Below are 25,507 nucleotides of genomic sequence, written 5' to 3' on the forward strand. Positions count from 1 at the left end.
CCCGGCCACCCGCGCGCCCGGCGGCCCCGGCGTCGCGCGGTCGGGCCAGTCCCGGCCGCCAGCGCCGCGCCGGGGGGAGGCCGGTGCAGGGCGCTTTCCAAATCGTCGCACCTGATCTATAGCCGGGGTCCCTTCGCCCTCCGGGAGTCCCGCACATGACCGATACCGCCCGCCCCGCCATCCGCCTGATGCCCAAGGCCGATGCCCGCGCCATCCGCTGGGGCGCGCCCTGGGTCTATGCCGACAACCTGGTGACCGACCGGCGCACCCGCGCCATGGCGCCGGGCACTCTGGCCGTGCTGCAGGATGCCGAACGCCAGGAGATGGCGCTGGTCGCGGTCAATCCCGCCTCGAAGATCATGGCGCGGATCATCGACCGCGATCCGGCCGCGGTGGTCGATCACGACTGGTTCGCCCGCCGCCTGGCCCGGGCGCTGTCGCTGCGCGCGCGGCTGTATGACGCCCCCTTCTACCGGCTGATCCATGCCGAGGCCGACGGGCTTCCGGGGGTGGTGATCGACCGGTTCGGCGATGCCGCGGTGATCCAGCCCAACGCCGCCTGGGCGGAGGCGCATCTGGACATGCTGGTGGCGGCGCTGGTCGAGGTCACCGGCGTGAGCACCGTGCTGAAGAATGCCGCGGGCCGGGCGCGCAGCCTCGAGGGGCTCGATGACGAGAGCAAGGTGCTGATCGGAACCATGCCCGACGCCCCGGTGCCGGTCGTCATGAACGGGGCCACCTACATGGCCGACCTGGCCGGCGGGCAGAAGACCGGCCTGTTCTACGACCAGCGCGAGAACCAGGCCTTCGTCCAGCGCCTGGCCGCGGAGGCGCGGGTGCTGGATGTCTTTTCGCATGTCGGCGGCTTCGGGCTGGCGGCGCTGGCGGGGGGCGCATCGCATGTGACCTGCGTGGATGCCTCCGCCCCGGCGCTGGATCTGGCCGCACGGGGCGCGGAGGCGATGGGGCAGGGGGCCGCCAGCTTTGCCACGCGCCGCGGCGATGCCTTCGAGACGATGACCGCGCTGGAGGATGAGGGGCTGCATTTCGACCTGGTGGTCTGCGACCCGCCCGCCTTCGCGCCGTCGAAACAGGCGCTGGAGGCGGGGCTGCGCGCCTATGAGAAGGTGGCACGCGCCGGGGCCCGGCTGGTTGCGCCCGAAGGCGGATACCTGGCCCTGTGTTCCTGTTCGCATGCCGCGACGCTGGAGAAATTCCGCAATGCCTGCCTGCGCGGCATCGGCCGGGCGGGGCGCGCGGCGCAGATCATCCATACCGGCGAGGCCGGGCCGGACCATCCGCTGCACCCGCAGCTGGCGGAATCGGGTTATCTCAAGGCGGTCATCTTCCGCGTCCTGCCCGCGTGAGGGCGGTCCTCGATGCCTGTGTCCTGTATCCCACGCTGACCAGGGGCCTGCTGCTGGATGCGGCGGCGGCGGGGGTGTTCACCCCGCTCTGGTCGCCGCGCATCACCTTCGAATGGACCAATGCCGCCACGCGCGAAACGCCGGCGGCGCTGGTTGCGGCCGAGGCGGCGGCGCTGGCGGCGCGCTGGCCCGGCGCCGAGATCGCGCTGCCCGAGGGGGCGGAGGACGCGCTGTCGCTGCCCGATCCGGATGACACGCATGTGCTGGCCGCCGCCATCGAGGGCCGCGCGGAGGCGATCGTCACCTTCAACCTGCGCGACTTTCCGGGCCGTACCCTGGCGCGGCACGGCATCCAGCCCTGGCATCCCGACCCTTTCCTTCTGGCGGCGCTCGGCGAGGCGCAGGCGCCGATGCTGGCGGCGCTGCGCACCCGGCTCGACGCGCTTTCCGCCACTGACACGCCCCGCGCGATCCTGAAACGCGCCCGGCTGCCGCGGCTGGGCAAGGCGGTGGCGGCGCTGCTCTGACCCCTTGCGGGGCGGCGCGGGACGCGCGACAAGCCCCGTCATGACCCGTTCGCTCCTGACCCCGCTCGTCGCTTCGCTGCCTGCCACCGTGCCCTTCATCGGCCCCGAGGAAATGGAGCGCCGCCGCGGCCGCCCCTATGCCGCGCGGCTGGGCGCCAACGAGAGCATCTTCGGACCCTCGCCCCGGGCGGTGGCGGCGATGCAGGCCGCGGCGGCGGAGACCTGGAAATACGGCGATTCGACTTCGCATGATCTGCGCGCGGCCCTGGCGGCCCATCTGGGCACGGTGCCGGCGCATGTGCTGGTCGGCGAGGGAATCGACGGGCTTCTGGGTCTTCTCGTGCGGCTGACCGTGGGGCCGGGCGACACGGTCGTGACCTCGGCCGGGGCCTATCCGACCTTCAATTACCATGTGACGGGGTTCGGCGGCGAGATCGCGACCGTCCCCTATCGCGATGACCGCGAGGATCCGCAGGCGCTGATCGACAAGGCGCGCGAGGTGGGCGCCAAGCTGGTCTACCTGGCCAATCCCGACAATCCGATGGGCACCTGGCATGATGCGGCGACGGTGCAGGCGATGATCGAGGCGGTGCCCGAGGGCTGCCTGCTGGTGCTGGACGAGGCCTATGTCGAATTCGCCCCGGAGGGCGCCGCGACCGCCATCGTGCCGGAGGATCCGCGGGTGATCCGGTTCCGCACCTTTTCCAAGGCCTATGGCCTGGCCGGGGCGCGGGTCGGCTATGCGGTGGCGGAGGCGTCGCTGATCGCCGCCTTCGACCGCATCCGCAACCATTTCGGCATGGCCCGGATCAGCCAGGCAGGCGCGTTGGCGGCGTTGCGCGACCAGGCGCATCTGGCATGGGTCCGGGCCGAGGTTGCCGCGGCGCGGGACCGGATCGCCGCGATCGGCCGCGACAACGGCCTGAGCGCGATGCCCTCGGCCACCAATTTCGTGACCCTCGACTGCGGGGCGGACGGGGCCTTTGCCCGGCGGGTGATGGAGCAGCTCGACGCGCGCGACGTGTTCATCCGCAAGCCCTTCGTCGCGCCGCAGGATCGCTGCATCCGCATTTCGGCCGGTCCGGCGGCAGAGCTGGACAGCCTCGCTGCGGCCCTGCCGGGGGCATTGGCGGCGGCCGGACGCGGCTGAGGTCACATCCGCGCGTCCCGGGGCGGGCCGGGGCGAAGAATGCTGGATTCCCGCCCCGGGCTGGCCTAACGGGGGATACCTATTTCTGGAGGCAGGGCATGAGCGAACAGAACGACTGGCGGAAACAGGCGCTGGATCTCGGGCCGGTATTGCTGTTCGTGGGGGGCTACCTGCTGGTGCGCGACCAGAGCTTTGCCATCGGCGGGCGCGACTATGCGGGCTTCGTCATCGTCACGGCCTGTTTCATCCCGATCCTGGCGCTCAGCAACTGGCTGCTCTACCGGCTTACCGGCAAGGTCAGCCGGATGCAGATCCTGACGCTGGTGCTGGCCGTGGTCTTCGGCGGGCTGACCGTGGCGCTGAACGACGAACGTTTCTTCAAGATGAAATCCACCCTCGCCTTCGGGATCTTCTCGGGGCTGCTGTGGATCGGGCTGGCGCGGGGCCAGTCCTGGCTGGAATTCATCATGGACGGGGCGCTGCCCATCACCCATGAGGGCTGGATGATCCTGACCCGGCGCCTGGCGGTGTTCTTCGCCTGCATCGCCGCCGCGAACGAGGTGATCTGGCGCGGGTTTTCCACCGATGTCTTCGTCGCCTGGGACACGTTCGGCCAGATGGCGGCGATGATGGGCTTCTTCCTGGCGCAGGCGGGCCTGCTGAAGCGCCATTCCACCGAGGACATCCCGCCGCGCGCCCGCTGAGCTGAAGGAGGCGGCGCAGCAGCCTGTTCCGGCGGGGATTTTGCGCGTCGAGGCGGTCGCGACGGCCGGGGGGCCGGGCGAATTGACAGCGCTTTAAATGCGGGCGCAACCCGGCCTTGCAGCCGCGGCGGTTGAATCAGCCCCTGCGGGTCCCTTATTCTGCAACGCAGCATCAGCCGGGCCCGCCCGGCGCCCGCGCCGCCTCCCGGTGCGCCTTCCCGCAATTTCAGATCCGAAGAGGATTATCCGCATGACCCGCATTCTTCTTTCCGCCGTGCTCGCGCTTGCCGCCGGGGCCGCTTCTGCCGATCAGATCACGCTGGACCGCCCGATGTCGGGGGCCGCGCTGCACGAGGGCGGCACGGACATGACCGTCTACTGGACCGAGGTCGCCGGGGGCTACGAGGTCATCGCCACCTACAAGGGGGCGGCCGATGCTGCCGCGTCGCGCATCGCGATGGTTCTGAAGGAAGGGGAGCGCGTGTCCTTCGGCCTTCCCGGCAGCCGCGGCCTGACTTATTCCTTCGCCCGCGAGAACGGCGCGGTGACGGTCAGCGGCGCCCGCATCGGCGTCGATCTGGCCGAGGGCTGATCCCCGCGCCGTCCTGCCCGGGCAGGGCGGTTCGCTGGTTCCGGCCGCGCGCGAAATCCCGCGCGCGGCCGGATTTCCGCTTCACTCCGGCCGGTCTTGTGCTTATATACCCGCCGAACCTCCCCCGACATCGAGGAAGTGCGCCAGGTCCGGCGCGGCGGCAGACACCGCCAACGGAACGGGCTTGGGACTTCTGCCGGGGCGCAGACGGAAGGACAAGGACCATGGACAAACCGATTCACGCGAAGGCCACCGCCGTCTGGCTGGTGGAGAACACCACCCTCAGCTTCAGGCAGATTGCCGAATTCTGCGGCTTTCACGAACTGGAGGTGCAGGGCATCGCCGATGGCGATGTTGCAGGCGGCGTGAAGGGGTTCGATCCGGTGGCCAACAACCAGCTGACCGCCGAGGAGATCAAGCGCGGCGAGAACAGCCCGCTCTACAAGCTGAAGCTGAAATTCAATCCCGCCTCCGTGGGCGAGGACAAGCGCCGGGGTCCGCGCTACACGCCGCTGTCCAAGCGTCAGGACCGGCCGAACGCGATCCTGTGGCTGGTCAAGTTCCACCCCGAGCTGGCCGACAGCCAGATCGCCAAGCTGGTGGGCACGACCAAGCCGACCATCCAGTCGATCCGCGAACGCACCCACTGGAACATCGCCAACATGCAGCCGATCGATCCGGTCGCGCTTGGCCTGTGCCGCCAGTCGGAGCTGGATGCCGCGGTGCACAAGGCGGCCGCCAAGCGCGCCGCCGAAGGCATCGTGATGACCGACGAGGAGCGCCGCAAGCTGGTCTCCACCGAGGCGTCCCTGGGCATGGAGCCCTCCGAGCCGCGGCTGCCGTCGAACATGACCGGGCTGGAGACCTTCTCGCTGACCGGGGATCCGCGCGGCGAGGAAGACGAGGACGAGGACAAGTTCGACTCCCTGGTGGATGCAGACAGCTACTTCAACCTGCCGTCGGATCAGCCCGACGAGGATGACGAGGACGACCGCCGCTGAGGCGCGGTCCTCCGCGATCGGCACTGCATGGGCCCGGACAGCTGTCCGGGCCTTTCGCGTTTCCGGTCGGGGCAGGGATGCGATGCCGCGCGGCGCGGGCCGGTCAAAGCCGGGTGCGGGCGGCCAGCGCGGCGGCGATGGTGCCGTCATCCAGGTAATCCAGCTCGCCGCCCACCGGCACGCCCTTGGCCAGCGACGTGACCCGGGTGCGTCCGTCCAGCATGTCGGAAATGTAATGCGCGGTGGTCTGGCCGTCGACGGTGGCGCCGAGCGCGAGTATCACCTCCGTCACCTGTTCGGTCTCGATCCGGTCGGCCAGGCGCGGCAGGCCCAGATCCTCGGGGCCCACGGCGTCCAGCGCGGACAGCGTGCCGCCCAGGACGTGATAGCGCCCGCCGAACGCCCCGCCGCGTTCCATCGCCCAGAGGTCGGCGACATCCTCCACCACGCAGATCTGTCCCGTGGCGCGCCGGTCGTCGAGGCAGATCGGGCAGAGATCCCCGGTGGCGATATTGCCGCAATTGAGGCATTCGCGGGCCGTGGCCGCGACCTCGGTCATGGCTTCGGCCAGCGGGTGCAGAAGCTGGCTGCGCCGCGCGACGAGGTGCAGCACGGCGCGGCGCGCCGAGCGCGGGCCCAGGCCCGGCAGCTTGGCCAGAAGCTCGATCAGCGCGTCGATGGAGGCGGGCGGTTTGGCAGACATGCAAGCGCCAAAGCATGACGGGGCGCGCCGCGCAAGGGGCAGGGCGCGGGCCGCCCCGCGGGGGTCAGCGATAGGCCACGATCAGCAGGATCACCCCCAGAATGACGCGGTAGATCACGTAGGGGGTGAAGCTGACCGATTTCAGCAGCCGGAACATCAGCACCAGGGCCGCCAGCGCCGAGAGGAAGGCCAGTCCCGCGGCAATGGCGGCATCGGGCAGCTGGTCGGTCTTCCCCTCGGAGATGACTTCGAGGATCAGCAGCCCGCCGGCCATGGCGATGGTGGGGATCGACATCAGCATGGAGAGTTTCGCCCCGTCCTCGCGGCGATAGCCCAGCTGTCGCGCCGCGGTGATGGTGATGCCCGACCGCGATGTGCCCGGGATCAGCGCCACGGCCTGCCACAGCCCCATGATGACGGCGTCGCGCAGGCTCCAGTCGGCATCGCTCTTGGCTTCGGCTCCCGTCTGGTCGGCCCAGTAGAGGACGAGACCGAAGATCAGCATCGTCCAGCCGATCACCGCGACGGAGCGCATCATCTCCTCGATCCCGGTCAGTTTCAGCACCAGCCCCAGGATGACCACGGGCACGGTCGCGACGATCAGCAGCCAGGCCAGCCGGGCGCCCTCGGTATCGATCCGGCCCCGGGCGAGCCGCCCAAGACCCAGCAGGGCGGATTTCACGTCTGCCCAGAAATAGATCACCACCGCGAAAAGCGTGCCGACATGGACCGCGACATCGATCAGGAGCCCCTGATCGGCCATGCCCGAGAGGCTCGGCAGTAGAATCAGGTGGCCGGAGGATGAGATGGGAAGAAACTCGGTGATGCCCTGGATCACGGCAACGAGGAACAGGTGGAAAAGCGTCATGGTGTCGGACCGATCATACGGGGAGAAAGTGGCGAAAAAGGTATCATGAGACCACTATGTCAACAGGGCTGTCCTTTTTGGGCCCAAAATGAGCAGATCTTCGGGGGGGCGGCGTGAATATTTTGCACTTAGGTCACTATTACTGACTTTTCTTTTCGCGCCCTTCGTGGTTAGGAACGCGCGAACACTTGGACGACACAAGCAAGGATATGGCCTCATGGCGGACCAGCGAATGCTCCAGTTTGTTTCCGTACCACGGGACATGCCGGAGAAACGTGCGCCCAATCTACGCAAGCAGGATTTCAACGAGATCTATGCCGAATATGCGCAGGCGAAAGCAGAGGAACAGTCGGGGCGCTGCAGCCAGTGCGGCGTGCCCTATTGCCAGTCCCACTGCCCGTTGCACAACAACATTCCCGACTGGCTGCGCCTGACCGCGACCGACCGGCTGGAAGAAGCCTACGAGGTCAGCCAGGCGACCAACACCTTCCCCGAGATCTGCGGCCGCATCTGCCCGCAGGACCGGCTGTGCGAGGGCAATTGCGTGATCGAGCAGTCGGGCCACGGCACCGTGACCATCGGTTCGGTCGAGAAATTCATCACCGACACGGCCTGGGAAAAGGGCTGGGTCAAGCCGATCGTCCCGGCCGCGGAACGCACCGAGAAGGTCGCGATCATCGGTGCGGGCCCCGGCGGGCTTGCCGCGGCCGATGCGCTGCGCCGCAAGGGCGTGCAGGTGACGGTCTATGACCGCTACGACCGCGCGGGCGGGCTGATGATGTACGGCATTCCCGGCTTCAAGCTGGAGAAACACGTCGTCCAGCGCCGCGTCGACCAGATGGCCGAGGGCGGCATCCGCTTCGTGCTGAACTGCAATATCGGCGAGGATGTGTCCTTCGAGGAGATCCGCGCCAGCCATGATGCGGTGCTGATCGCCACGGGCGTCTACAAGTCGCGCGACCTGCGCGGTCCCGGCGCGGGGGCGGGCGGCATCGTGCGGGCCATCGACTACCTGACCGCGTCGAACAAGGTCAGCCTGGGCGATGACGTGGCCGAGTACGCCTCGGGCGAACTGAACGCCGCGGGCAAGAAGGTCGTCGTCATCGGCGGCGGCGATACCGCGATGGACTGCGTCCGCACCGCGATCCGCCAGGGCGCCACCTCGGTGAAATGCCTCTATCGCCGCGACAGGGCCAACATGCCCGGCTCGCAGCGCGAGACGCAGAATGCCGAGGAGGAGGGCGTGGAATTCGTCTGGCTCTCGGCGCCCAAGGGCTTTGCCGACAAGGACTCCATGGTCTCGGGCGTGATGGTGCAGCGCATGCGCCTGGGCCAACCCGACGCTTCCGGGCGCCAGACCCCCGAGGTGATCGAGGGCGCGGATTACATCGAGGAGGCCGACCTGGTCGTCAAGGCGCTCGGCTTCGAGCCCGAGGAACTGCCCGTGCTGTGGGACCAGCCCGAGCTGGAAGTCACCCGCTGGGGCACGATCAAGGCCGATTTCCGCAGCCACGAGACCTCCCTGCCGGGCGTCTACGCGGTGGGCGACATCGTCCGCGGTGCCTCGCTGGTGGTCTGGGCGATCCGCGACGGGCGCGAGGCGGCCGATGCGATCCTCGCCCGGTTCGACCAGCCCGCCGCCTCCGTCGCCGCGGAATAGGCCGGGCGATCCGGCAGAAATGCCGCAGGATCGGTCTGAGCGGCATCTTTTGCGGCGCGGATCCGCGGTCCCCGGAATTTGCAGGCGGGCATCCGGTTCCGTCTGTGGCATCCTCGGGACAGGGGCCGCGTCGCGTCGACAGGCAGGAGGCAGGGCCATGGCCAATGCGATTTCCGGGCAATGCATGTGCGGGGCGGTGCGGCTGACCGCGGTCCCGAGGCTCGATGAGCTGCATGCCTGCCATTGCGAGACCTGCCGCCGCTGGACCGGATCGGCGATGATCGTGGTCGAGGTGGCGCCGGAGGACCTGCAGGCCGCCGGTCCGGTCCGGTCGCGCGCCTCCTCGGACTGGGCGGAGCGCGCCTGGTGCGACGATTGCGGCTCGCCGCTGTGGTACCATCTGACGGTGCCGGGGCATGAATTCTACGCGGTCAGCGCGGGACTGTTCGGAGAGACCGGACTGGCGCTGACCAAGGAAATCTACATCGACCGCAAACCCGCAGGCTATGCCTTCGCGGGGGAGCGGATCAAACTGACGAAGCACGAGGTCGAGGCCACGTTCGCCTCCTTTGGAGAAGGGGACCAGCAATGACGAAATACGATGACGCCTGGGTGGCCGAAGAGGAAGCCAAGCGCGCCTTCATGGCCGAGCACGGCATGTACCGGACCGAGGACGAGCATTCTTCCTGCGGCGTCGGCCTCGTCGTGTCCATCGACGGCAAGAAGAGCCGCAAGGTCGTCGAATCCGGCATCAAGGCGCTGAAGGCGATCTGGCACCGCGGCGCGGTCGATGCCGACGGCAAGACCGGCGACGGCGCGGGCATCCACATCCAGATCCCGGTTCCCTTCTTCTACGACCAGATCCGCCGCACCGGCCACGAGCCCGACACGTCCAAGCTGATCGCGGTCGGCCAGGTCTTCCTGCCGCGGACCGATTTCGGCGCGCAGGAAACCTGCCGGACGATCGTGGAAACCGAAGTCCTGAAGATGGGCTATTACATCTACGGCTGGCGCCACGTGCCGGTGGACATCTCGGTGCTGGGCGACAAGGCCAATGCGACCCGCCCCGAGATCGAGCAGATCATCATCTCCAATTCCAAGGGCGTGGACGAGGAAACCTTCGAGCGCGAGCTCTACGTCATCCGCCGCCGGATCGAGAAGGCGGCCGCGGCCGCGCATGTCAACGGGCTGTACCTGTGCTCGCTGTCCTGCCGCTCGATCATCTACAAGGGGATGATGCTGGCCGAGCAGGTCGCGGAATTCTATCCCGACCTCAAGGACAAGCGGTTCGAATCCGCCTTCGCGATCTATCACCAGCGCTATTCGACCAACACCTTCCCGCAATGGTGGCTGGCCCAGCCCTTCCGCATGCTCGCCCATAACGGCGAGATCAACACGCTGAAGGGCAACGTCAACTGGATGAAGAGCCACGAGATCCGCATGGCCTCCTCGGCCTTCGGCGATCTGGCCGAGGACATCAAGCCGATCATCCCGGCCGCCTCGTCGGACTCTGCCGCGCTCGATTCCGTGTTCGAGGTGCTGGTCCGCGCCGGGCGCTCCGCGCCGATGGCCAAGACCATGCTGGTCCCCGAAAGCTGGTCGCAGCAGGCGATCGAGCTGCCCGAGGCCTGGCGCGACATGTACAGCTACTGCAACTCGGTGATGGAGCCCTGGGACGGTCCCGCGGCCCTGGCCATGACCGATGGCCGCTGGGTCTGCGGCGGGCTGGACCGCAACGGCCTGCGTCCGATGCGCTATGTCGTCACCGGCGACGGGCTCCTGATCGCGGGCTCCGAGGTGGGCATGGTGCCGACCGACGAATCCAGCGTCCGGGAGAAGGGCGCGCTCGGCCCGGGCCAGATGATCGCCGTCGACATGAAGGACGGCATCCTCTACCACGACGTGACCATCAAGGACATGCTGGCCGCCTCGCAGCCCTTCGGCGAATGGGTCGGCAAGATCAACAATCTCGAAGAGACGATGATCGGCCTGCCCGAAGTGGCGGGCTTTGCCGGGCCGGAACTGCGCCGCCGCCAGATCGCGGCCGGTTACACGATGGAAGAGCTGGAGCAGATCCTCGCGCCGATGGCCGAGGACGCCAAGGAGGCGCTGGCCTCCATGGGCGATGACACGCCTTCCGCGGTGCTCTCGACGAAGTACCGTCCGCTGAGCCATTTCTTCCGCCAGAATTTCAGCCAGGTCACCAACCCGCCGATCGACAGCCTGCGCGAATACCGCGTGATGAGCCTCAAGACGCGGTTCGGCAACCTCAAGAACGTGCTGGACGAGGACAGCTCCCAGACCGAGATCATCACGCTCGACACGCCCTTCGTCGGCAATGCGCAGATGAAGGAACTGGAAAGGCACTTCAACGCGCCGATGGTCGAGATCGACTGCACCTTCGCCGCCGGGGCCGGTCCCGAGGCGCTGCGCGAGGGGCTGCAGCGGATCCGCGACGAGGCGGAGGAGGCCGTGCGTTCGGGCGCGGGGCATATCGTGCTGACCGACCACCTGCAGGGCGAGACCCGGGTCGCCATGCCGATGATCCTGGCCACCTCGGCCGTGCATAGCTGGCTGACGCGCGAGGGGCTGCGGACCTTCTGTTCGCTCTGCGTGCGCTCGGCGGAATGCATCGACCCGCATTACTTCGCGGTGCTGATCGGCTCGGGGGCGACCATCGTGAACCCCTATCTGGCCGAGGACAGCCTGGCCGACCGGATCGAGCGCGGGCTGCTGGACATGACCCTGTCCGAGGCGGTCGCCAATTACCGCCACGCGATCGACCAGGGCCTGCTGAAGATCATGGCGAAGATGGGGATTTCGGTCATTTCCTCCTATCGCGGCGGCCTGAACTTCGAGGCCGTGGGCCTCAGCCGCGCGATGGTGAACGAGTATTTCCCGGGCATGCCCTCGCGGATTTCCGGCATCGGCGTGCACGGCATCCAGCACAAGCTGGAGGAGGTCCATGGCCGCGGCTGGGGACCCGAGACCAATGTCCTTCCGGTCGGCGGCTTCTACAAGGCGCGCAAGTCCGGCGAGACCCATGCCTGGGAAGCGACCTCCATGCACATGCTGCAGGCGGCGTGCAACAACGCCTCCTACGAGATGTGGAAACGCTACTCGGCCAAGATGCGGGCCAGCCCGCCGATCCATCTGCGCGACCTGTTGGACATCAAGCCGGTGGGCAAGCCGGTGCCGATCGAGGAAGTGGAATCCATCACCTCCATCCGCAAGCGCTTCGTGACGCCTGGGATGTCCCTGGGCGCGCTGAGCCCCGAGGCGCACAAGACGCTGAACGTCGCGATGAACCGCATCGGCGCCAAGTCCGACAGCGGCGAGGGCGGCGAGGATCCGGCACATTTCACGCCGGAACCCAATGGCGACAACCCGTCGGCCAAGATCAAGCAGGTGGCATCGGGGCGTTTCGGCGTCACGGCCGAGTACCTCAACCAGTGCGAGGAACTGGAGATCAAGGTGGCCCAGGGCGCCAAGCCCGGCGAGGGCGGCCAGCTTCCGGGGATGAAGGTCACCGACCTGATCGCGCGGCTGCGCCATTCGACCAAGGGCGTGACGCTGATCTCGCCGCCGCCGCATCACGACATCTACTCGATCGAGGATCTGGCGCAGCTGATCTACGACCTCAAGCAGATCAACCCGCGCTGCAAGGTGACGGTGAAGCTGGTCTCCTCCTCGGGCGTCGGCACGATCGCGGCGGGCGTGGCCAAGGCCAAGGCCGACATCATCCTGATCTCGGGCCACAATGGCGGCACCGGGGCCTCGCCTGCGACCTCGATCAAATATGCGGGCCTGCCCTGGGAAATGGGCCTCACCGAGGCGCATCAGGTCCTGTCGATGAACAACCTGCGCCGCACGGTGACGCTGCGCACCGATGGCGGGCTGCGCACCGGGCGCGACATCGTCATCGCCGCGCTGATGGGGGCCGAGGAATACGGCATCGGCACCGCGGCGCTGATCGCGATGGGCTGCATCATGGTGCGCCAGTGCCAGTCCAACACCTGCCCGGTGGGGGTCTGCACCCAGCGCGACGACCTGCGCGCCAAGTTCACCGGCAATGCCGACAAGGTGGTCAACCTGATCACCTTCTATGCCGAGGAAGTGCGCGAGATCCTGGCCTCGATGGGCGCGCGCTCCATCGACGAGATCATCGGCCGGGCCGACCTGCTCAGCCAGGTCAGCCGCGGGTCGGCGCATCTGGACGACCTGGACCTGAACCCGCTGCTGTTGACGGTGGACGGGATGAAGGGCGCCAAATACGACCGGCTGAAGCCGCGCAACGTGGTGCCGGACACGCTGGATGCCGAGATCGAGCGCGATGCCGAGCGGTTCTTCCGCGAGGGCGAGAAGATGCAGCTGAGCTACGCGGTGCAGAATACGCTGCGCACCATCGGCACGCGGACCTCGTCGCTGATCGTGCAGAAATTCGGCATGCGCAATGCGCTGCAATCGGATCACCTGACGGTCAAGCTGAAGGGATCCGCCGGGCAGTCGCTGGGGGCCTTCGCGGCGCCGGGGCTGAAGCTGGAAGTCGCGGGCGATGCCAATGACTATGTCGGCAAGGGCCTGTCGGGCGGCACGGTCGTGGTGCATCCGCCGATGGAAAGTCCGCTGAGCGCGGCGGAGAACACGATCATCGGCAACACGGTGCTGTACGGTGCCACGGACGGGTTCCTCTTCGCGGCGGGCCGCGCGGGCGAACGGTTCGCGGTGCGCAACTCCGGCGCCAAGGTGGTGATCGAGGGCTGCGGCTCCAACGGCTGCGAATACATGACCGGCGGCGTTGCGGTGATCCTGGGCTCCATCGGTCCGAATTTCGGGGCCGGGATGACCGGCGGCATGGCCTATCTCTACGATGCCGACGGAACCGCCGAGGCGCTCATGAACAAGGAGACGCTGGTGACCTGCAAGGTCTCGGCCGATCATTGGGAGGCGCAGCTCAAGGGCCTGATCGAGATGCATCATGCCGAGACCAAGAGCCGCCGCGCCGGCGAGATCCTGCAGCACTGGGAGCTGGAGAAGGACAAGTTCGTCCAGGTCTGCCCCAAGGAGATGCTGGCGCATCTGCCGGTGCCGCTGGGCGCCGAAAGCCGCGCCATCCCGGCCGAGTGAACCGGTCGCGGCGCATGCGCCGCGATCCTTTCCGCATCGAGGCAGCCGTTCCGGAAGGGGCGGCTGCCTTTGCCTGTTTCATGGGCAGTTGCCGCAACGTTTGCCGGGCTGCGGGACGATGGGGGATTTCACCGAAGGGGGATGAGCCGTTAGCCTCGTGCCATGCCGCCTTTCCGGAGTTGCTCATGCCGCTGGTCATCCTGACGTCTTCGGCACAGCCGAATATCGCCGTCTATACCGCGCCCCAGGCGGCGGATCTGCTGCTGTTGCTGGGACGGCTGCGCGGGGGCGGCGGCTTCGGGACGGTGGCGGAGGCCGCGGCCTGGCTGCGCACCCGGCCGGTCCCCGCGGGCTGGTACGAGGATGCGGTGGCGGCGCGCAGAGCGCTGGAGCGGCAGGGGCCGCGCGACGAGCGGGTCCGCCGCGCGCTGGTCCGCCTGGACCGGCTCAGGACGGGCAGGCGCCTGCCCTGCAGCGACAGGTGACTGTCTCAGCTGAAGCTGTAGGCGACCTGCTGGGCTTTCTGCCGTGATCCGACATGCTGTCTTTCGTTCAGCACGGCATCGACACGCAGCTGGTTTGTGCCGAGCTGGACCGCGATCTCCTGCTGCTTCTGTCCTCTCCAGTGCAGGATCCATACATCGACCGCCTGGTCGAAGGTCATGAAATACGTCGCGGCATTGTCGCCGGAGGGGCTTACCGCGGAGACCGGTGCTATATACATGGCCGCCTACTCCTCTGGGTCTGGTCGGATGCCGGAAGGGAAAGTTTCCGGCGCTGAATCATTAAAGTCCCCTTGCGCAGGGGCGTCCAGTTTGTGTTTCGTTCAATTTCGTTAGATTCGGATGAAGCTCAGGACGCGGTAACCATCCTGCCGCGTCAGCCTGCGCCTTGACCGCTGCAAGGCAGCATGTTTTCTGCCCGGCATGGCGCGCAAGGCAGCAAAGAAGAAGACCGCGAAGACAAGGGCGCCGCGGGCGCGGATCCGGCCGGGGCGGTGGGTGATGCGCGGCGTTCTGGGGCTGGTTGCGGCCTTCGCCCTGATCCTGGCCGCCTATGCGGTGCTGCCGGTTCCGGTGACGCCCTACCAGATCTCCGAATCGCGCAGGCTTGGCGGGATCGAGAAGGAATGGGTTCCGGTTCAATACATTAGCCCGGTAATGCTGCGATCCGTGGTAGCGGCGGAAGATGCCAATTACTGCGAGCACTGGGGCTTCGACATCGCCGCGCTGCGCAGCGCCATTGCCGGCGGCGCGCGGCGGGGGGGCTCGACCATCTCGCAGCAGACGGTGAAGAACGTTTTTCTCTGGCAGGGGCGCAGCTGGCCGCGCAAGGCGCTGGAGGCGGTCGTGACGCCCGGGGCCGAACTTGTCTGGTCCAAGCGGAGACTACTGGAGATTTACCTAAACGTTATCGAATTTGGCGATGGAATCTTCGGAATCCAGGCCGCTTCGCGCCATTATTTCGGGCTGGATGCGGCGGATCTGAGTGCCATCCAGGCGGCCCGGCTGGCGGCGATTCTGCCTGATCCCAAGGGCCGCTCGGCCGCTGATCCCAGCCCCTTCGTGCGTCGCCGCGCCGCGCAGATCCGTGACGGGGCAGAGACAATCCGCCGCGACGGCCGCGCAAATTGTTTCCAAGGCTAGACATCCGGCAGGTCCGTATTGGTAGATATGGGGCCCGCCACAAGCGGGCGCGTTACCGGGGCGGGGAGGCAGCTGGATGGAGCCGGGGGGGATCGGCGGTGCACTGGACCATATCGAGGAAGATGTCCTGTCGGGCTGGGTGCGCGGCGGCACGGCGGCGGATGTAGGGCTGTGGCGGGGCGATCGCAGGATGGCGGTCGCCGAGCCCTGGGACCGCGTCTTCGACCCGCCGCTGCGCGGCGCCTGCACGGGCTACCGGCTGACGCTTCCGCCGCAGGTGCCGGTCTCCGACCTGTTCACCGGGGCGGCGGAGCTGCGGCTGCAGGCGGCAAGCGGGGCGGTGCGCCTCCCGATCTGGCCGCCGGTGGCGGCGACGGCCCTGCTGCGGTCGCTGACGGCCGCCGAGATGGCCACGGTCCTGGCGCGGCTCGGCCCCCGGGGGCGGGCCGAGCTGGGGCTGGGCGTCCTTGGCGAGGAGATGAAGGGCGGCATTCCGCGCCCGGGGACGATTTCCCAGGACGAGGCGGCCCGGGTCGGGCGCGACGGGCTGCTGCTGCTGCATGGCGGCAGCAACGGGCTTGACCGGATCTATCGCGACGACCGGCCTGAGATCCCCGAGGCGGCGCGCTGGGGCGCGCTGACGCAACGGCGGCGGGCGCGGGCGGAGGCGCTCGGCGTGACCTATCTGCAGGCGCTCATGCCCGAGAAGAGCTCGGTCGCGGCAAGCTTCGATCCGGGGCGCGCGACGGTGCCGAGCGGTCTCTACCGCCAGAGCCTGCGCGCCATGGCGCGGAGCCTGCCGGAAGAGCGCATGGTCGACTGGCTGCCGGCCTTCCGCGCGACGCTGGCCCCGGACATGGTGTTCCGCCGCAAGGATACGCATCTGTCGACATACGGGGCGCAGGCGGCGATGGCGCATCTCTACTGGCAGCTCGCGGACATGCCGCTGCCGCTGGATGCCGCCGTGCCGCTGCGCCCGGAGATGCTGGAATCGGATCTGGGCGGGCGCTTTCACGGGCAGGCCGAGGAACTGGTCTTCGTGGCCGAGGGGCTGACCGGCCGGGACGGGCAGCGGATCGATCCCGAGCTGATCGCGGCCGAAACCCCCGCCGCGGGCCATACCGGCCTGCGCCGCCACTGGCGCTGCGCGGCCGCGCCGGACCCCCGCCGCGTGCTGGTCTTCGGCAATTCCTTCTTCGCCTCGGGCGAGAATTCGACCCAGCTCAGCTACTGGACGGCACGGCTTTTCGCCGAGACGCATTTCGTGTGGTCGGCCGAGGCGGACTGGCCGCTGGTGCGGCAGCTGCGGCCCGACGTGGTGATCTGCCAGACGATCGAGCGGTTCCTGACGGAGGTGCCGGCGCGGTGACCGGCCGGGTGCCGCGCCGGCGGGGCGCTGCTCCGGCGGCCCATGGACATCCCGCCGCAGGCGCGGCAAGAGGGAGGGGCAGGCAACCCCGAGGCGCGTCTACATGATCAAGCTCTATCACGTTCCCCTGTCCCCCTTCTGCCGGAAGGTGCGGCTGGTTCTCGCGGAGAAACGGCTGGAGGTCGATCTCGTCGAGGAACGATACTGGGAACGCGACCCCGACTTCCTGCGGCGCAATCCGGCGGGCAAGGTGCCGGTGATCCGCATCGACGGCATGCAGATCGGCGAAAGCAGCGCGATCTGCGAATACCTCGAGGAAACCTATCCGACACCGGCGCTCTTGCCGCAGGACCCGAAGGAACGCGCCGAGGTGCGCCGCCTGGTCGGCTGGTTCGACGACACGTTCTTCCGCCAGGTCACGGTCAATGTGCTGTATGAACGGGTGAACAAGAAGATCACCAAGTCGGGCTATCCCGACAGCCGCGCGGTCAAGCAGGGGCTTCAGGCGACCCGGTTCCACCTGGATTACATGACCCAGCTGCTGGACCAGCGCCGCTGGCTTGCGGGCGATGTCATGACCCTGGCGGATTTCACCGCCGCGGCGCATCTGAGCTGTCTGGATTATACCTCGGATGTCGACTGGCACCGCAGCGCGGCGGTGAAGGACTGGTATGCCAAGATCAAGAGCCGTCCGGCCTTCCGGGGGCTGCTGGCCGACCAGGTGGCGGGCTTCATCCCGCCCGCTCATTACGCCGATCTCGATTTCTGAAAGGCCCGCGCGCCCGGCGCGGCGCGCAGGCAGGGGGCCCCGCGATGGATGACGGCGCGGAACTGAAGGCAAGGCTGGCCGCCGAGGCCGAAGCGGCGGGCTTCGTGGCGATGGGCGTCTGCGGTCCGGATGCGGTGCCGCAGCTGCCCGGGCGGCTGGCGCAATTCGTCGAGATGGGCCGCCATGGCCAGATGGGCTGGATGGCCGAGCGCATGGGCTGGCGCGGCGATCCGCAGGCGCTCTGGCCCGAGGTCCGCTCGATCGTCGTGCTGGCCGAGAGCTATACGCCGCGCCATGATCCGCTGGCCGTTCTGGAGCGCCCGGATCGCGCCGGGATCAGCGTCTATGCCCATGGCAAGGACTATCACGACCTGGTCAAGAAGCGGCTGAAACGCGTCGGCCGCTGGCTGATCGCCCAGGCGCCGGAGACCGAGATCAAGGTCTTCGTCGATACCGCGCCGGTGATGGAGAAACCCCTGGCGGCGGCGGCGGGGCTGGGCTGGCAGGGCAAGCATACCAACCTTCTGGGCCGCGGGATCGGCAACTGGGTCTTCCTGGGGGCGATCTTCACCACGGCCGTGCTGCCGGCCGATGCGCCGGGGCGCGAAAGCTGCGGGAGCTGCCGGCGCTGCCTGGATGCCTGCCCGACGGATGCCTTCCCCGCGCCGTTCCAGCTCGATGCGCGGCGCTGCGTCTCCTACCTGACGATCGAGCACAAGGGGCCGGTCGATCCCGCGCTGCGTCCGGGCCTGGGCAACCGCATCTACGGATGCGACGACTGTCTGGCGGTCTGCCCGTGGAACAAGTTCGCCGCCGAGGCGCGCGAGCTGCGCTACCTGGCGGCCGATCCCGACCCGCCGGAGCTGGCCGAGCTGGCGATGCTGGACGACGCCGCCTTCCGCGCGCGGTTCTCGGGATCGCCGATCAAGCGCATCGGCGTGGCCCGCTTCCTGCGCAACGTGGCCTATGCGATCGGCAATTCCGGGCTGGCCGCGCTGCGCCCGGCCGCGGCGCATCTGGCGGGGCATGGCGATCCGGTGGTCGCGGAGGCCGGCAGCTGGGCGCTGGCGCGGCTGCCGGGCGCCTGAGGGCGGGGGCCGCCGAAAGCGGCGCGGCTTCATCATTTGTCCACCAGCCGGGTGCGAGTGTCGGCCGGGGACGGGCGCGAATCCCGTCCCGGCAGCGACCGGGATTGCGACGATGGACATTCATGCCGAGAACAAGGCCGCATTGGCGCGGTTCCGCGAGGCTCTGTACGATTTCGACAAGATGCGCGCGCGCGACGTCGCCGCGGAACTCTTCGCGCCCGGTGCCCCGGTGCATCTGTCCCACCCCTTCAACCGCCTCGCCGGGCAGAGCGCGCTTCTGGAGGCGGCGATCCTGCCGATGGCCCAGAGCTTTCCGGACATGGAGCGGCGCGATCACATCGTGATCGCGGGCGAAAGCGAGGCAGGCCAGTGCTGGGTCGGCTGCGCGGGCTGCTACATGGGCACCTTCCGCCGGTCCTGGATGTCGATACCGCCCTCGGGCCGGGTGGCGACGCTGCGGTTTCACGAATTCTACCGGTTCAAGGAAGGGCGGGTGGTCGAGGTGCTGGCGCTGTGGGACATTGCCGAGCTGATGAAGCAGTCCAATTGCTGGCCGCTGGCGCCGTCGCTGGGCCGGGACTGGACGGTGCCCCCGCCGGCCACGCTGGACGGGCTGGAACCGACCGGCGACGGCGCCGCCTCCGTCGGGCTGGTGGCCGATATGCTGCGACAACTGGAAACCGTCGATGCGGGGGGCGGTCCGCCGGTGCAGCAGGAAGCCTACTGGCATCCCCGCTGCAACTGGTACGGCCCGGCCGGGATCGGCACGGCGCGCAATCTGGACGGATTGCGCCGCGGCCATCAGAGGCCCTTCCTCAATGCCATGCCGGACCGCGAGAAGAACCTGCGAACCGGCCATCTCTTCGGCGAGGGGAACTATGTCGGCTATGTCGGCTGGCCCGGCTGGCGCATGACGCTCAGCCGCGACGGCTGGCTGGGCATTCCCCCGCTGGAACGGGCGCTGACCATGCGCTCCCTTGATTTCTGGCGGATCGAGAACGGGCTGATCCGGGAGGCCTGGACGATGCTCGACCTGCTGGATGTCTATCATCAGCTGGGCGTCGACGTGCTGGGCCGGATGCTGGAACTGACGGGACAGCGCGAATGGATGTGAAACGCGCCGCCGGGCGGGCCGCGCGGCGCGGCAGGGCGCCGGAGACAGGGAGAGGATGCAGATGCTGACAGGCAAGCCGAGGCTGGTCTTCCGCGCGGGCGGGGCGTCCGTCCCGGCGGAGGACCGTCCCGAAGAGGTCGCGGATCTGGTGCGCAGCGCCACGGAGGAGATCTGGGAGCGCCGCGGCCGCAGCGGGGCGGTCCGCGATTTCTACCAGGAAGGGGCGGTGCGACGCAGTCCGGGGGGAATGACCAGCGGCCGGGCTCCGGCGGAACGCGAGGTCCTGGCCACGGCCGCGGAATTTCCCGATCGCGAGATCCTGACCGAGGACGTGCTGTGCCGCGCCCTGCCGGGGCGGGGCGTTCTGGCCAGCCAGCGCATGGTTTCCCGTGCCACCCATGCGGGGCCGGGCCTGTTCGGGGCGGCCAGCGGCCGCATCCTTTGCTGGCGCAGCATGGCGGACCGGCGCATCCTGGGCGGGCGGATCGCGGAGGAATGGGTCATCACGGATACCGGCGCCATCCTGCGCCAGCTGGGGCGCATGCCGCGGGACTGGATCGCGGAAATCCTGTCACAGGGGCCGCTGGAGCCGGTGCTCCTGCCTGCCGACGATCCCCCCGACCCGGCGCAGGCACCGGATCCGAAAGATTCCACCGGCGCGCGCCTTGCCGATCTGGCGGACCGGATTGCGGGGGCGGATTTCGGCGCGATCGGCCAATGCTATGACCCCGGCTGCATGCTGTCCTATCCCGGCGGCGCGCAGGGCCACGGCACGCGGGACGCGGAACGGTTCTGGCTGCCTCTGCGCGCGGCCTTTCCCGATGCGGAACTGGTCGTCCATCATGTTGCGGGGGAGGAGGCATCGGGGATGCCGCCGCGCGCGACGCTGCGCTGGTCGCTATCGGGCCATCACGCGGGATGGGGCGTATTCGGCCCGCCCAGCCGCGCGATGGTCCATGTCGCGGGCATGACGCAGGTGGAATTCGGCCCGCTGGGGATCCGGCGGGAATGGACCTTGTTCGACGAAACCGCGATCTGGGCCCAGATCCTCGCGCATGCCGACTGAGCCGGGCCGGGCCGTCCCGCACGAGACGCCGTCCTCCGGCTGTCCCGCGCCCGGTCCCGCGAGAGTGTCGGCGGCTTGCGGCAGCCTGCGGTCCCCCGGCCCGTGCGGGCGGGGGCCGCGGACCCCGTCGACCGACGCGGCGGCGCGGGCCCCGTGCCTGGTGGGGAAGCCGCGCCGCTGCCGCGCGAGGGCGGAACGCGGCGCCGGGGCCGATCAGTCCTCCATGGCTTCCAGTTCGTCGATCATCCCCGAGATCATGGACAGGCCCTTGTCCCAGAAGGCCGGGTCCGAGGCATCCAGCCCGAAGGGCGCCAGCAGCGCCTTGTGGTGCTTGGACCCGCCGGCCTTCAGCATCTCGAAATACTTCGCCTGGAAATCCGCGTCGCCTTCCTCGTAGACGGCATAGAGCGCGTTCACCAGCCCGTCGCCGAAAGCATAGGCATAGACGTAGAAGGGCGAGTGGACGAAATGCGGGATATAGGCCCAGAACACCTCGTAGCCTTCCATGAAGTCGAAGACGGGTCCGAGGCTCTCGGCCTGCACGCTCATCCACAGCGCGTTGATGTCATCCGGGGTGAGCTCGCCCTCGCGCCGCGCGTCATGCAGCTTGCATTCGAAGTCATAGAAGGCGATCTGGCGCACGACCGTGTTGATCATGTCCTCGACCTTGCCCGCCAGCATGACCCGGCGCTCCTGCTTCGTCTCCGCCTTCTCCAGCAGCGCGCGGAAGGTGAGCATCTCGCCGAAGACGCTTGCCGTTTCCGCCAGGGTCAGCGGCGTGGAGCTGAGATGCTCGCCCTGATCCGCCGCCAGCACCTGGTGGACGCCGTGGCCCAGCTCATGCGCCAGGGTCATCACGTCCCGCGGCTTGCCCAGGTAATTCAGCATGACATAGGGGTGCACGGTGCTGACGGTGGGATGGGCGAAGGCGCCGGGCGCCTTGCCGGGCTTCACCCCGGCATCGATCCACCCCTTCTCGAAGAAGGGCGCGGCGATTTCGGCCATTTTCGGATCGAAGCCGGCATAGGCGTCAAGCACGGTCGCCTTCGCCTCGTCCCAGGCGACCTTGCGGTCCGACTCCATCGGCAGCGGGGCGTTGCGGTCCCAGACCTGCAGCCGGTCGAGCCCGAGCCATTTCGCCTTCAGCGCATAGTAGCGGTGGGACAGCTTGGGATAGGCGGCGACCACGGCGTTGCGCAGCGCCTCGACCACCTCCGGCTCGACATGGTTGGCCAGGTGGCGGCCGGTCTGCGGGCTGGGCATCTTGCGCCAGCGGTCCTCAATCTCCTTCTCCTTGGCCAAGGTATTGTGCACCCGGGCGAAGGTGCGGACATTCTCGCCGAAGACCCGGGCGATCTCGCGCGCGGCGCTCTCGCGTTTCGAACGGTCCTGTTCGCTGAGCAGGTCGAGCGTCGCTTCCAGCGGACGCGGCTCGCCGTCGATGGTGAATTCCAGCCCGGCGATCGTCTCGTCGAAGAGCCGGTTCCAGGCGGCGGCGCCGACCGCCGACTGGTCATGCAGGAACTGCTCCAGTTCGTTGGAGAGCTGGTGCGGCTTCATCGCGCGCAGCCGCTCGAAGATCGGCCGGTAGCGGGCCAGCGCGGCATTCTCGGCGAACATCGCCTCAAGCTTGCCGTCCTCGATGCGGTTCAGTTCCAGCGACCAGAAGACCAGCTGCGCGGTCATGGTGGTGATCCGGTCCTGGGCATCGGCCATGAACTTGGCGCGGTCGGAATCCATCGTGTTCTGGTAGTAGCGCAGCCCGGCATAGGACATCAGCCGGCCCGCGATGATCGACAGTTCCTCGTCGCGCTCGACCGCGCGCAGCAGCCCGGCGGCGTCCAGCGTGTCGAGACGGCCCGCGTAATCGGCGGCGAAGCTCGTGCACAGCGCCTCCAGCCGCTCCATGTCGGCGGCGAATTCCGGCCCGTCCGGGGACGGGTAGAGATCGCTCAGATCCCATTCGGGCAGGTTGCCCAGGCCATCGGTGCCAGCCGGGGCATTCGCGTCGCGGACGGGGTGGGCAATCTGCATGGGTCTCTCCTGCGTTCTGACCTGCCATATCTAGGGGCTGCGCCCGGCAGGGATCAAGCCGCCCGGCGCATTCCGTGCGGTCGCGGGGGCCGGGACTAGCCGTAGAGGTCGAGCAGCGCGCGCAGCTCCGTCAGGGTGCTGGCCTCGGCGGCGGCCTTGTCACGGCGCCAGCGCGCCATGCGCGGAAAGCGCAGCGCGATGCCGGATTTGTGGCGGGGACTTTCGCGGATCCCCTCGAAGGCGATCTCGAAGACATGCTGCGGCGCCACCTGCCGCACCGGGCCGAAGCGGTCGCGGGTGTTGCGGCGCACCCAGGCGGTGATCTCGGCGAATTCGGCATCGGTCAGGCCGGAATAGGCCTTGGCGAAGGGCACCAGCTCCGGCCCGTCCCAGACCGCGAAGGTGAAATCCGTGAACAGGGTGGCGCGGCGTCCGTGACCCGCCTGGGCATAGAGCAGAACGGCATCGATGCGCAGCGGCTCCAGCTTCCATTTCCACCAGTCGCCGCGGCGGCGCCCCGCGTGATAGGGGCTGGCGCGGTGCTTCAGCATCAGCCCCTCCGCATGGTGGCTGCGCGCGGCGGCGCGCTGCGCGCCCAGCTCGTCCCATGTCCCGAACTCCATCAGCGGCGAGGCGGCCAGAGGCGCCTCGGCAGGCAGCTGTTGCAGGAGCCGGTCCAGCCGGAGGCGGCGCTCCTCCAGAGGCAGGGGACGCAGGTCCGTGCCCTCCTGTTCCAGCAGGTCATAGGCGAGAAGCCGCGCCGGGGCCTCGGCCAGCAGTTTCTTCGGCACGGTCTTGCGCCCCAGCCGCGTCTGCAGCCGCGCGAAGGCCAGGGGACGGTCGGCCGCGCGGTCCCAGGCCAGGATCTCGCCGTCGATCACCGTGCCGTCGGGCAGGAAATCCGCCAGCGGGGCGAGGTCGGGAAAGCGCGGGGTGATGAGGTCCTCGCCGCGGCTCCACAGGTACAGCTCGCCGCCGCGGCGGATCGCCTGGCCGCGGATCCCGTCCCATTTCCATTCCGCCAGCCAGTCGCCGGGCGCGCCCAGATCCGCGGCCGGGTCCTCCAGCGGATGGGCGAGGCAGAAAGGATAGGGGCGGCTCAGGTCATCGGCAGGGTCCTCCGAGAGGATCAGCCGGTCCCAGCTGGTCGTGGCCGGGGTCCAGTCGCCCATCAGCCGGTGGGCCAGTTTCGGCGCCTCGATCCCGGTGGCCTGCGACAGGGCGCGCGTGACCAGCCCGGCACTGACGCCGACGCGGAAGCCGCCGGTCAGCAGCTTGTTGAAGACCAGCCGGTCCTGCGCCGCCATCCCGTCCCAGGCCTCCAGGACGGCCGCCTTATGCGCCGCTTCCGGCTGCGGGCGCAGCGCGGCAAGCCAGTCCATCCACTCCGCCAGGCTGCGGTCCTCGCCGCGCAGGGGCGGCGGCAGGATCAGCGCGATCGTCTCGGCCAGGTCGCCCACCACGGGATAGGATTCCTCGACCAGCCACAGCGGCAGGCCCGCGCGTTCGGCGGCCCAGTCGCGCAAGCGCGCGGAGGCGACGACCCGCCGCGGCCGCCGTCCGGACAGAAGCGCGATCGCCCAGAGCCGGTCCTCCTCCGGCGCCCCGGTCAGATACTCCGCCAGCGCCGCGACCTTGGCATTGGTCCGCGTGGTGCGGTCGAGCGTGTCGAAGAGCCGGGCAAAGCGCCTCATTACGCAACCTCGCCCTCGGTCTCCTCGCCGCCGAATTCGGTCGCGACGATGCCTGCGTCAAGGCCCTGGCTTTCCAGCCAGCGGCGGAACACCGCGGTGTAGCCATGCGTGACGAAGACCCGCTCGGCCCCGGTCGCGCGGATTGCCGTGTTCAGCCCGTCCCAGTCGGCATGATCCGACAGCACGAAGCCGCGATCCATCCCGCGCCGCCGCCGAACGCCCCTGAGCTGCATCCAGCCCGAGGCGAAACCCGCGGAGGCAGGACCGAAGCGCCGCGCCCAGGGGGTTCCCAGCGCCGCGGGAGGCGCGAGGACCAGCGCGCCGGGATGGTCCCCGGGCTTCGTCTCGGGCGTGACGCGGATCGTGCCGGGCAGGGCATAGCCCTGGGCGCGCAGCACCTCGTTCGTGGCCTCCACCGCGCCATGGGTCAGGACCGGACCGGCGCCGGCGTCGATGCCCGCCAGCAGCCGCTGCGCCTTGCCCAGGCTGTAGGCGCCCAGGATCGAGACCCGCCCGGCCGCCCGGTTCTCGGCCCACCAGGCGTCGATCGCGGCCATCACCTCGGCCTGCGGGCGCCAGCGGAAGACCGGCAGCCCGAAGGTGCATTCCGAGATGAAGGCATGGCAGGGCACCGGCTCGAACGGTTCGGCCAGCCCGTCGGGCTCGATCTTGTAATCGCCCGAGACGACCCAGACCTCGCCCGCGACCTCCACCCGCACCTGCGCCGATCCGGGCAGGTGGCCCGCGGGATGCAGGCTGAGCGTCGCGGCGCCGATGCGGCGGGTCGCGCCATAGGCCAGGGTGTCGATGCGGATGTCGCCCAGCCGGTGGCGCATCACCGGCGCGGCCTGGGGCGTGGCGAGATAGCTGCCATGGCCGGGCCGGGCGTGATCGGCATGGCCATGGGTGATGACGGCCCGCGCGACGGGCCGCCAGGGGTCTATGTGGAAATCGCCTGCCGGGCAGTAGATGCCCTCGGGCGTGAAGCTGAGCACCGGCGCCATGGGGCGCAACCTAGCGTCCGGCGG

The 25,507-nt window shown here is 68.9% G+C and carries 22 protein-coding genes; 16 read left to right on the forward strand and 6 right to left on the reverse strand.

The window, feature by feature from the left end; translation table 11 throughout:
- The first annotated feature begins 155 nt into the window (after positions 1–155).
- The 6 genes from ICN82_RS07340 (at position 156) to ICN82_RS07365 (ending at position 5,341) form a co-directional block, all read left to right on the forward strand.
- Positions 156–1,367 (forward strand): RSP_2647 family RNA methyltransferase, encoded by a 1,212-nt coding sequence (locus tag ICN82_RS07340; protein ID WP_193181289.1) that lies wholly within the window; start codon positions 156–158, stop codon positions 1,365–1,367.
- Positions 1,364–1,894 carry an RSP_2648 family PIN domain-containing protein gene (locus ICN82_RS07345; RefSeq protein WP_193181290.1) on the forward strand — a complete coding sequence of 177 codons (531 nt, stop codon included), beginning with the start codon at positions 1,364–1,366 and terminating at the stop codon, positions 1,892–1,894. Before ICN82_RS07340 ends, ICN82_RS07345 begins: the two co-directional genes overlap by 4 nt.
- A 40-nt stretch (positions 1,895–1,934) precedes the next feature.
- Positions 1,935–3,044, forward strand: coding sequence for a pyridoxal phosphate-dependent aminotransferase (locus ICN82_RS07350; RefSeq protein WP_193181291.1), 1,110 nt, complete (start codon positions 1,935–1,937; stop codon positions 3,042–3,044).
- A gap of 98 nt (positions 3,045–3,142) precedes the next feature.
- The gene (locus ICN82_RS07355; protein ID WP_193181292.1) at positions 3,143–3,748 is read left to right on the forward strand and encodes an inner membrane-spanning protein YciB; all 606 of its coding nucleotides are present in this window, start codon (positions 3,143–3,145) and stop codon (positions 3,746–3,748) included.
- A 250-nt stretch (positions 3,749–3,998) separates the two neighbouring features.
- A complete protein-coding gene (locus ICN82_RS07360; protein ID WP_193181293.1) occupies positions 3,999–4,340 on the forward strand; it encodes a hypothetical protein in 342 nt (113 codons plus the stop codon).
- Positions 4,341–4,564: 224 nt separating this feature from the next.
- Complete coding sequence (locus ICN82_RS07365) at positions 4,565–5,341, forward strand: DUF1013 domain-containing protein (protein ID WP_193181295.1); 777 nt, start codon at positions 4,565–4,567, stop codon at positions 5,339–5,341.
- Positions 5,342–5,444: 103 nt separating this feature from the next.
- Here the strand turns inward: ICN82_RS07365 and recR are convergent, their stop codons facing one another.
- Both recR and ICN82_RS07375 read right to left on the reverse strand, forming a co-directional pair.
- On the reverse strand, positions 5,445–6,044 hold the full coding sequence (recR, locus tag ICN82_RS07370; RefSeq protein ID WP_193181298.1) for a recombination mediator RecR: 600 nt from the start codon (positions 6,042–6,044) through the stop codon (positions 5,445–5,447).
- Between the two features lie 64 nt (positions 6,045–6,108).
- Positions 6,109–6,912, reverse strand: coding sequence for an undecaprenyl-diphosphate phosphatase (locus tag ICN82_RS07375; protein ID WP_193181300.1), 804 nt, complete (start codon positions 6,910–6,912; stop codon positions 6,109–6,111).
- A gap of 217 nt (positions 6,913–7,129) precedes the next feature.
- Here ICN82_RS07375 and ICN82_RS07380 point away from each other — a divergent pair, with 217 nt between their 5' ends.
- The 4 genes from ICN82_RS07380 to ICN82_RS07395 all read left to right on the forward strand — a co-directional run bounded on the left by ICN82_RS07380 (position 7,130) and on the right by ICN82_RS07395 (position 14,184).
- The gene (locus ICN82_RS07380; RefSeq protein WP_193181302.1) at positions 7,130–8,572 is read left to right on the forward strand and encodes an NAD(P)-dependent oxidoreductase; all 1,443 of its coding nucleotides are present in this window, start codon (positions 7,130–7,132) and stop codon (positions 8,570–8,572) included.
- Between the two features lie 157 nt (positions 8,573–8,729).
- Positions 8,730–9,164 (forward strand): GFA family protein, encoded by a 435-nt coding sequence (locus ICN82_RS07385; RefSeq protein ID WP_226898347.1) that lies wholly within the window; start codon positions 8,730–8,732, stop codon positions 9,162–9,164.
- On the forward strand, positions 9,161–13,699 hold the full coding sequence (gene gltB / locus ICN82_RS07390) for a glutamate synthase large subunit (protein ID WP_193181304.1): 4,539 nt from the start codon (positions 9,161–9,163) through the stop codon (positions 13,697–13,699). The genes ICN82_RS07385 and gltB overlap by 4 nt, the downstream gene beginning before the upstream one ends.
- A gap of 185 nt (positions 13,700–13,884) precedes the next feature.
- Positions 13,885–14,184 carry a hypothetical protein gene (locus ICN82_RS07395; RefSeq protein ID WP_193181306.1) on the forward strand — a complete coding sequence of 100 codons (300 nt, stop codon included), beginning with the start codon at positions 13,885–13,887 and terminating at the stop codon, positions 14,182–14,184.
- A gap of 5 nt (positions 14,185–14,189) precedes the next feature.
- Here ICN82_RS07395 and ICN82_RS07400 read toward each other — a convergent pair whose 3' ends face one another.
- The gene (locus tag ICN82_RS07400) at positions 14,190–14,423 is read right to left on the reverse strand and encodes a hypothetical protein (RefSeq protein WP_193181308.1); all 234 of its coding nucleotides are present in this window, start codon (positions 14,421–14,423) and stop codon (positions 14,190–14,192) included.
- A gap of 202 nt (positions 14,424–14,625) precedes the next feature.
- Between ICN82_RS07400 and mtgA the strand changes: the two genes are divergently transcribed.
- The 6 genes from mtgA to ICN82_RS07430 all read left to right on the forward strand — a co-directional run bounded on the left by mtgA (position 14,626) and on the right by ICN82_RS07430 (position 20,751).
- A complete protein-coding gene (mtgA, locus tag ICN82_RS07405) occupies positions 14,626–15,345 on the forward strand; it encodes a monofunctional biosynthetic peptidoglycan transglycosylase (RefSeq protein WP_193181310.1) in 720 nt (239 codons plus the stop codon).
- A gap of 76 nt (positions 15,346–15,421) precedes the next feature.
- Positions 15,422–16,714 (forward strand): alginate O-acetyltransferase AlgX-related protein, encoded by a 1,293-nt coding sequence (locus ICN82_RS07410; protein ID WP_193181312.1) that lies wholly within the window; start codon positions 15,422–15,424, stop codon positions 16,712–16,714.
- A 103-nt stretch (positions 16,715–16,817) separates the two neighbouring features.
- Positions 16,818–17,483, forward strand: a complete 666-nt coding sequence (gene fzlA / locus ICN82_RS07415) for an FtsZ-binding protein FzlA (RefSeq protein ID WP_193181314.1) — start codon at positions 16,818–16,820, stop codon at positions 17,481–17,483.
- A 44-nt stretch (positions 17,484–17,527) separates the two neighbouring features.
- Positions 17,528–18,571, forward strand: a complete 1,044-nt coding sequence (gene queG, locus ICN82_RS07420; protein WP_193181316.1) for a tRNA epoxyqueuosine(34) reductase QueG — start codon at positions 17,528–17,530, stop codon at positions 18,569–18,571.
- 112 nt (positions 18,572–18,683) lie between these two features.
- Positions 18,684–19,685: an ester cyclase gene (locus ICN82_RS07425; RefSeq protein ID WP_193181318.1), complete on the forward strand. Its 1,002-nt coding sequence runs from the start codon at positions 18,684–18,686 to the stop codon at positions 19,683–19,685.
- A gap of 55 nt (positions 19,686–19,740) precedes the next feature.
- The gene (locus ICN82_RS07430; protein ID WP_193181320.1) at positions 19,741–20,751 is read left to right on the forward strand and encodes a nuclear transport factor 2 family protein; all 1,011 of its coding nucleotides are present in this window, start codon (positions 19,741–19,743) and stop codon (positions 20,749–20,751) included.
- A gap of 213 nt (positions 20,752–20,964) precedes the next feature.
- Here the strand turns inward: ICN82_RS07430 and ICN82_RS07435 are convergent, their stop codons facing one another.
- From ICN82_RS07435 to ICN82_RS07445, 3 genes are all read right to left on the reverse strand, one after another.
- Positions 20,965–22,785: a M3 family oligoendopeptidase gene (locus ICN82_RS07435; protein ID WP_193181322.1), complete on the reverse strand. Its 1,821-nt coding sequence runs from the start codon at positions 22,783–22,785 to the stop codon at positions 20,965–20,967.
- A gap of 95 nt (positions 22,786–22,880) precedes the next feature.
- Positions 22,881–24,479, reverse strand: coding sequence for an ATP-dependent DNA ligase (locus ICN82_RS07440; protein WP_193181323.1), 1,599 nt, complete (start codon positions 24,477–24,479; stop codon positions 22,881–22,883).
- Positions 24,479–25,483 (reverse strand): ligase-associated DNA damage response exonuclease, encoded by a 1,005-nt coding sequence (locus ICN82_RS07445; protein ID WP_193181324.1) that lies wholly within the window; start codon positions 25,481–25,483, stop codon positions 24,479–24,481. Before ICN82_RS07445 ends, ICN82_RS07440 begins: the two co-directional genes overlap by 1 nt.
- Between the last annotated feature and the right edge of the window lie 24 nt (positions 25,484–25,507).

This window comes from Mangrovicoccus algicola (assembly GCF_014903745.1).
GTDB classification, from domain to species: domain Bacteria; phylum Pseudomonadota; class Alphaproteobacteria; order Rhodobacterales; family Rhodobacteraceae; genus Mangrovicoccus; species Mangrovicoccus algicola.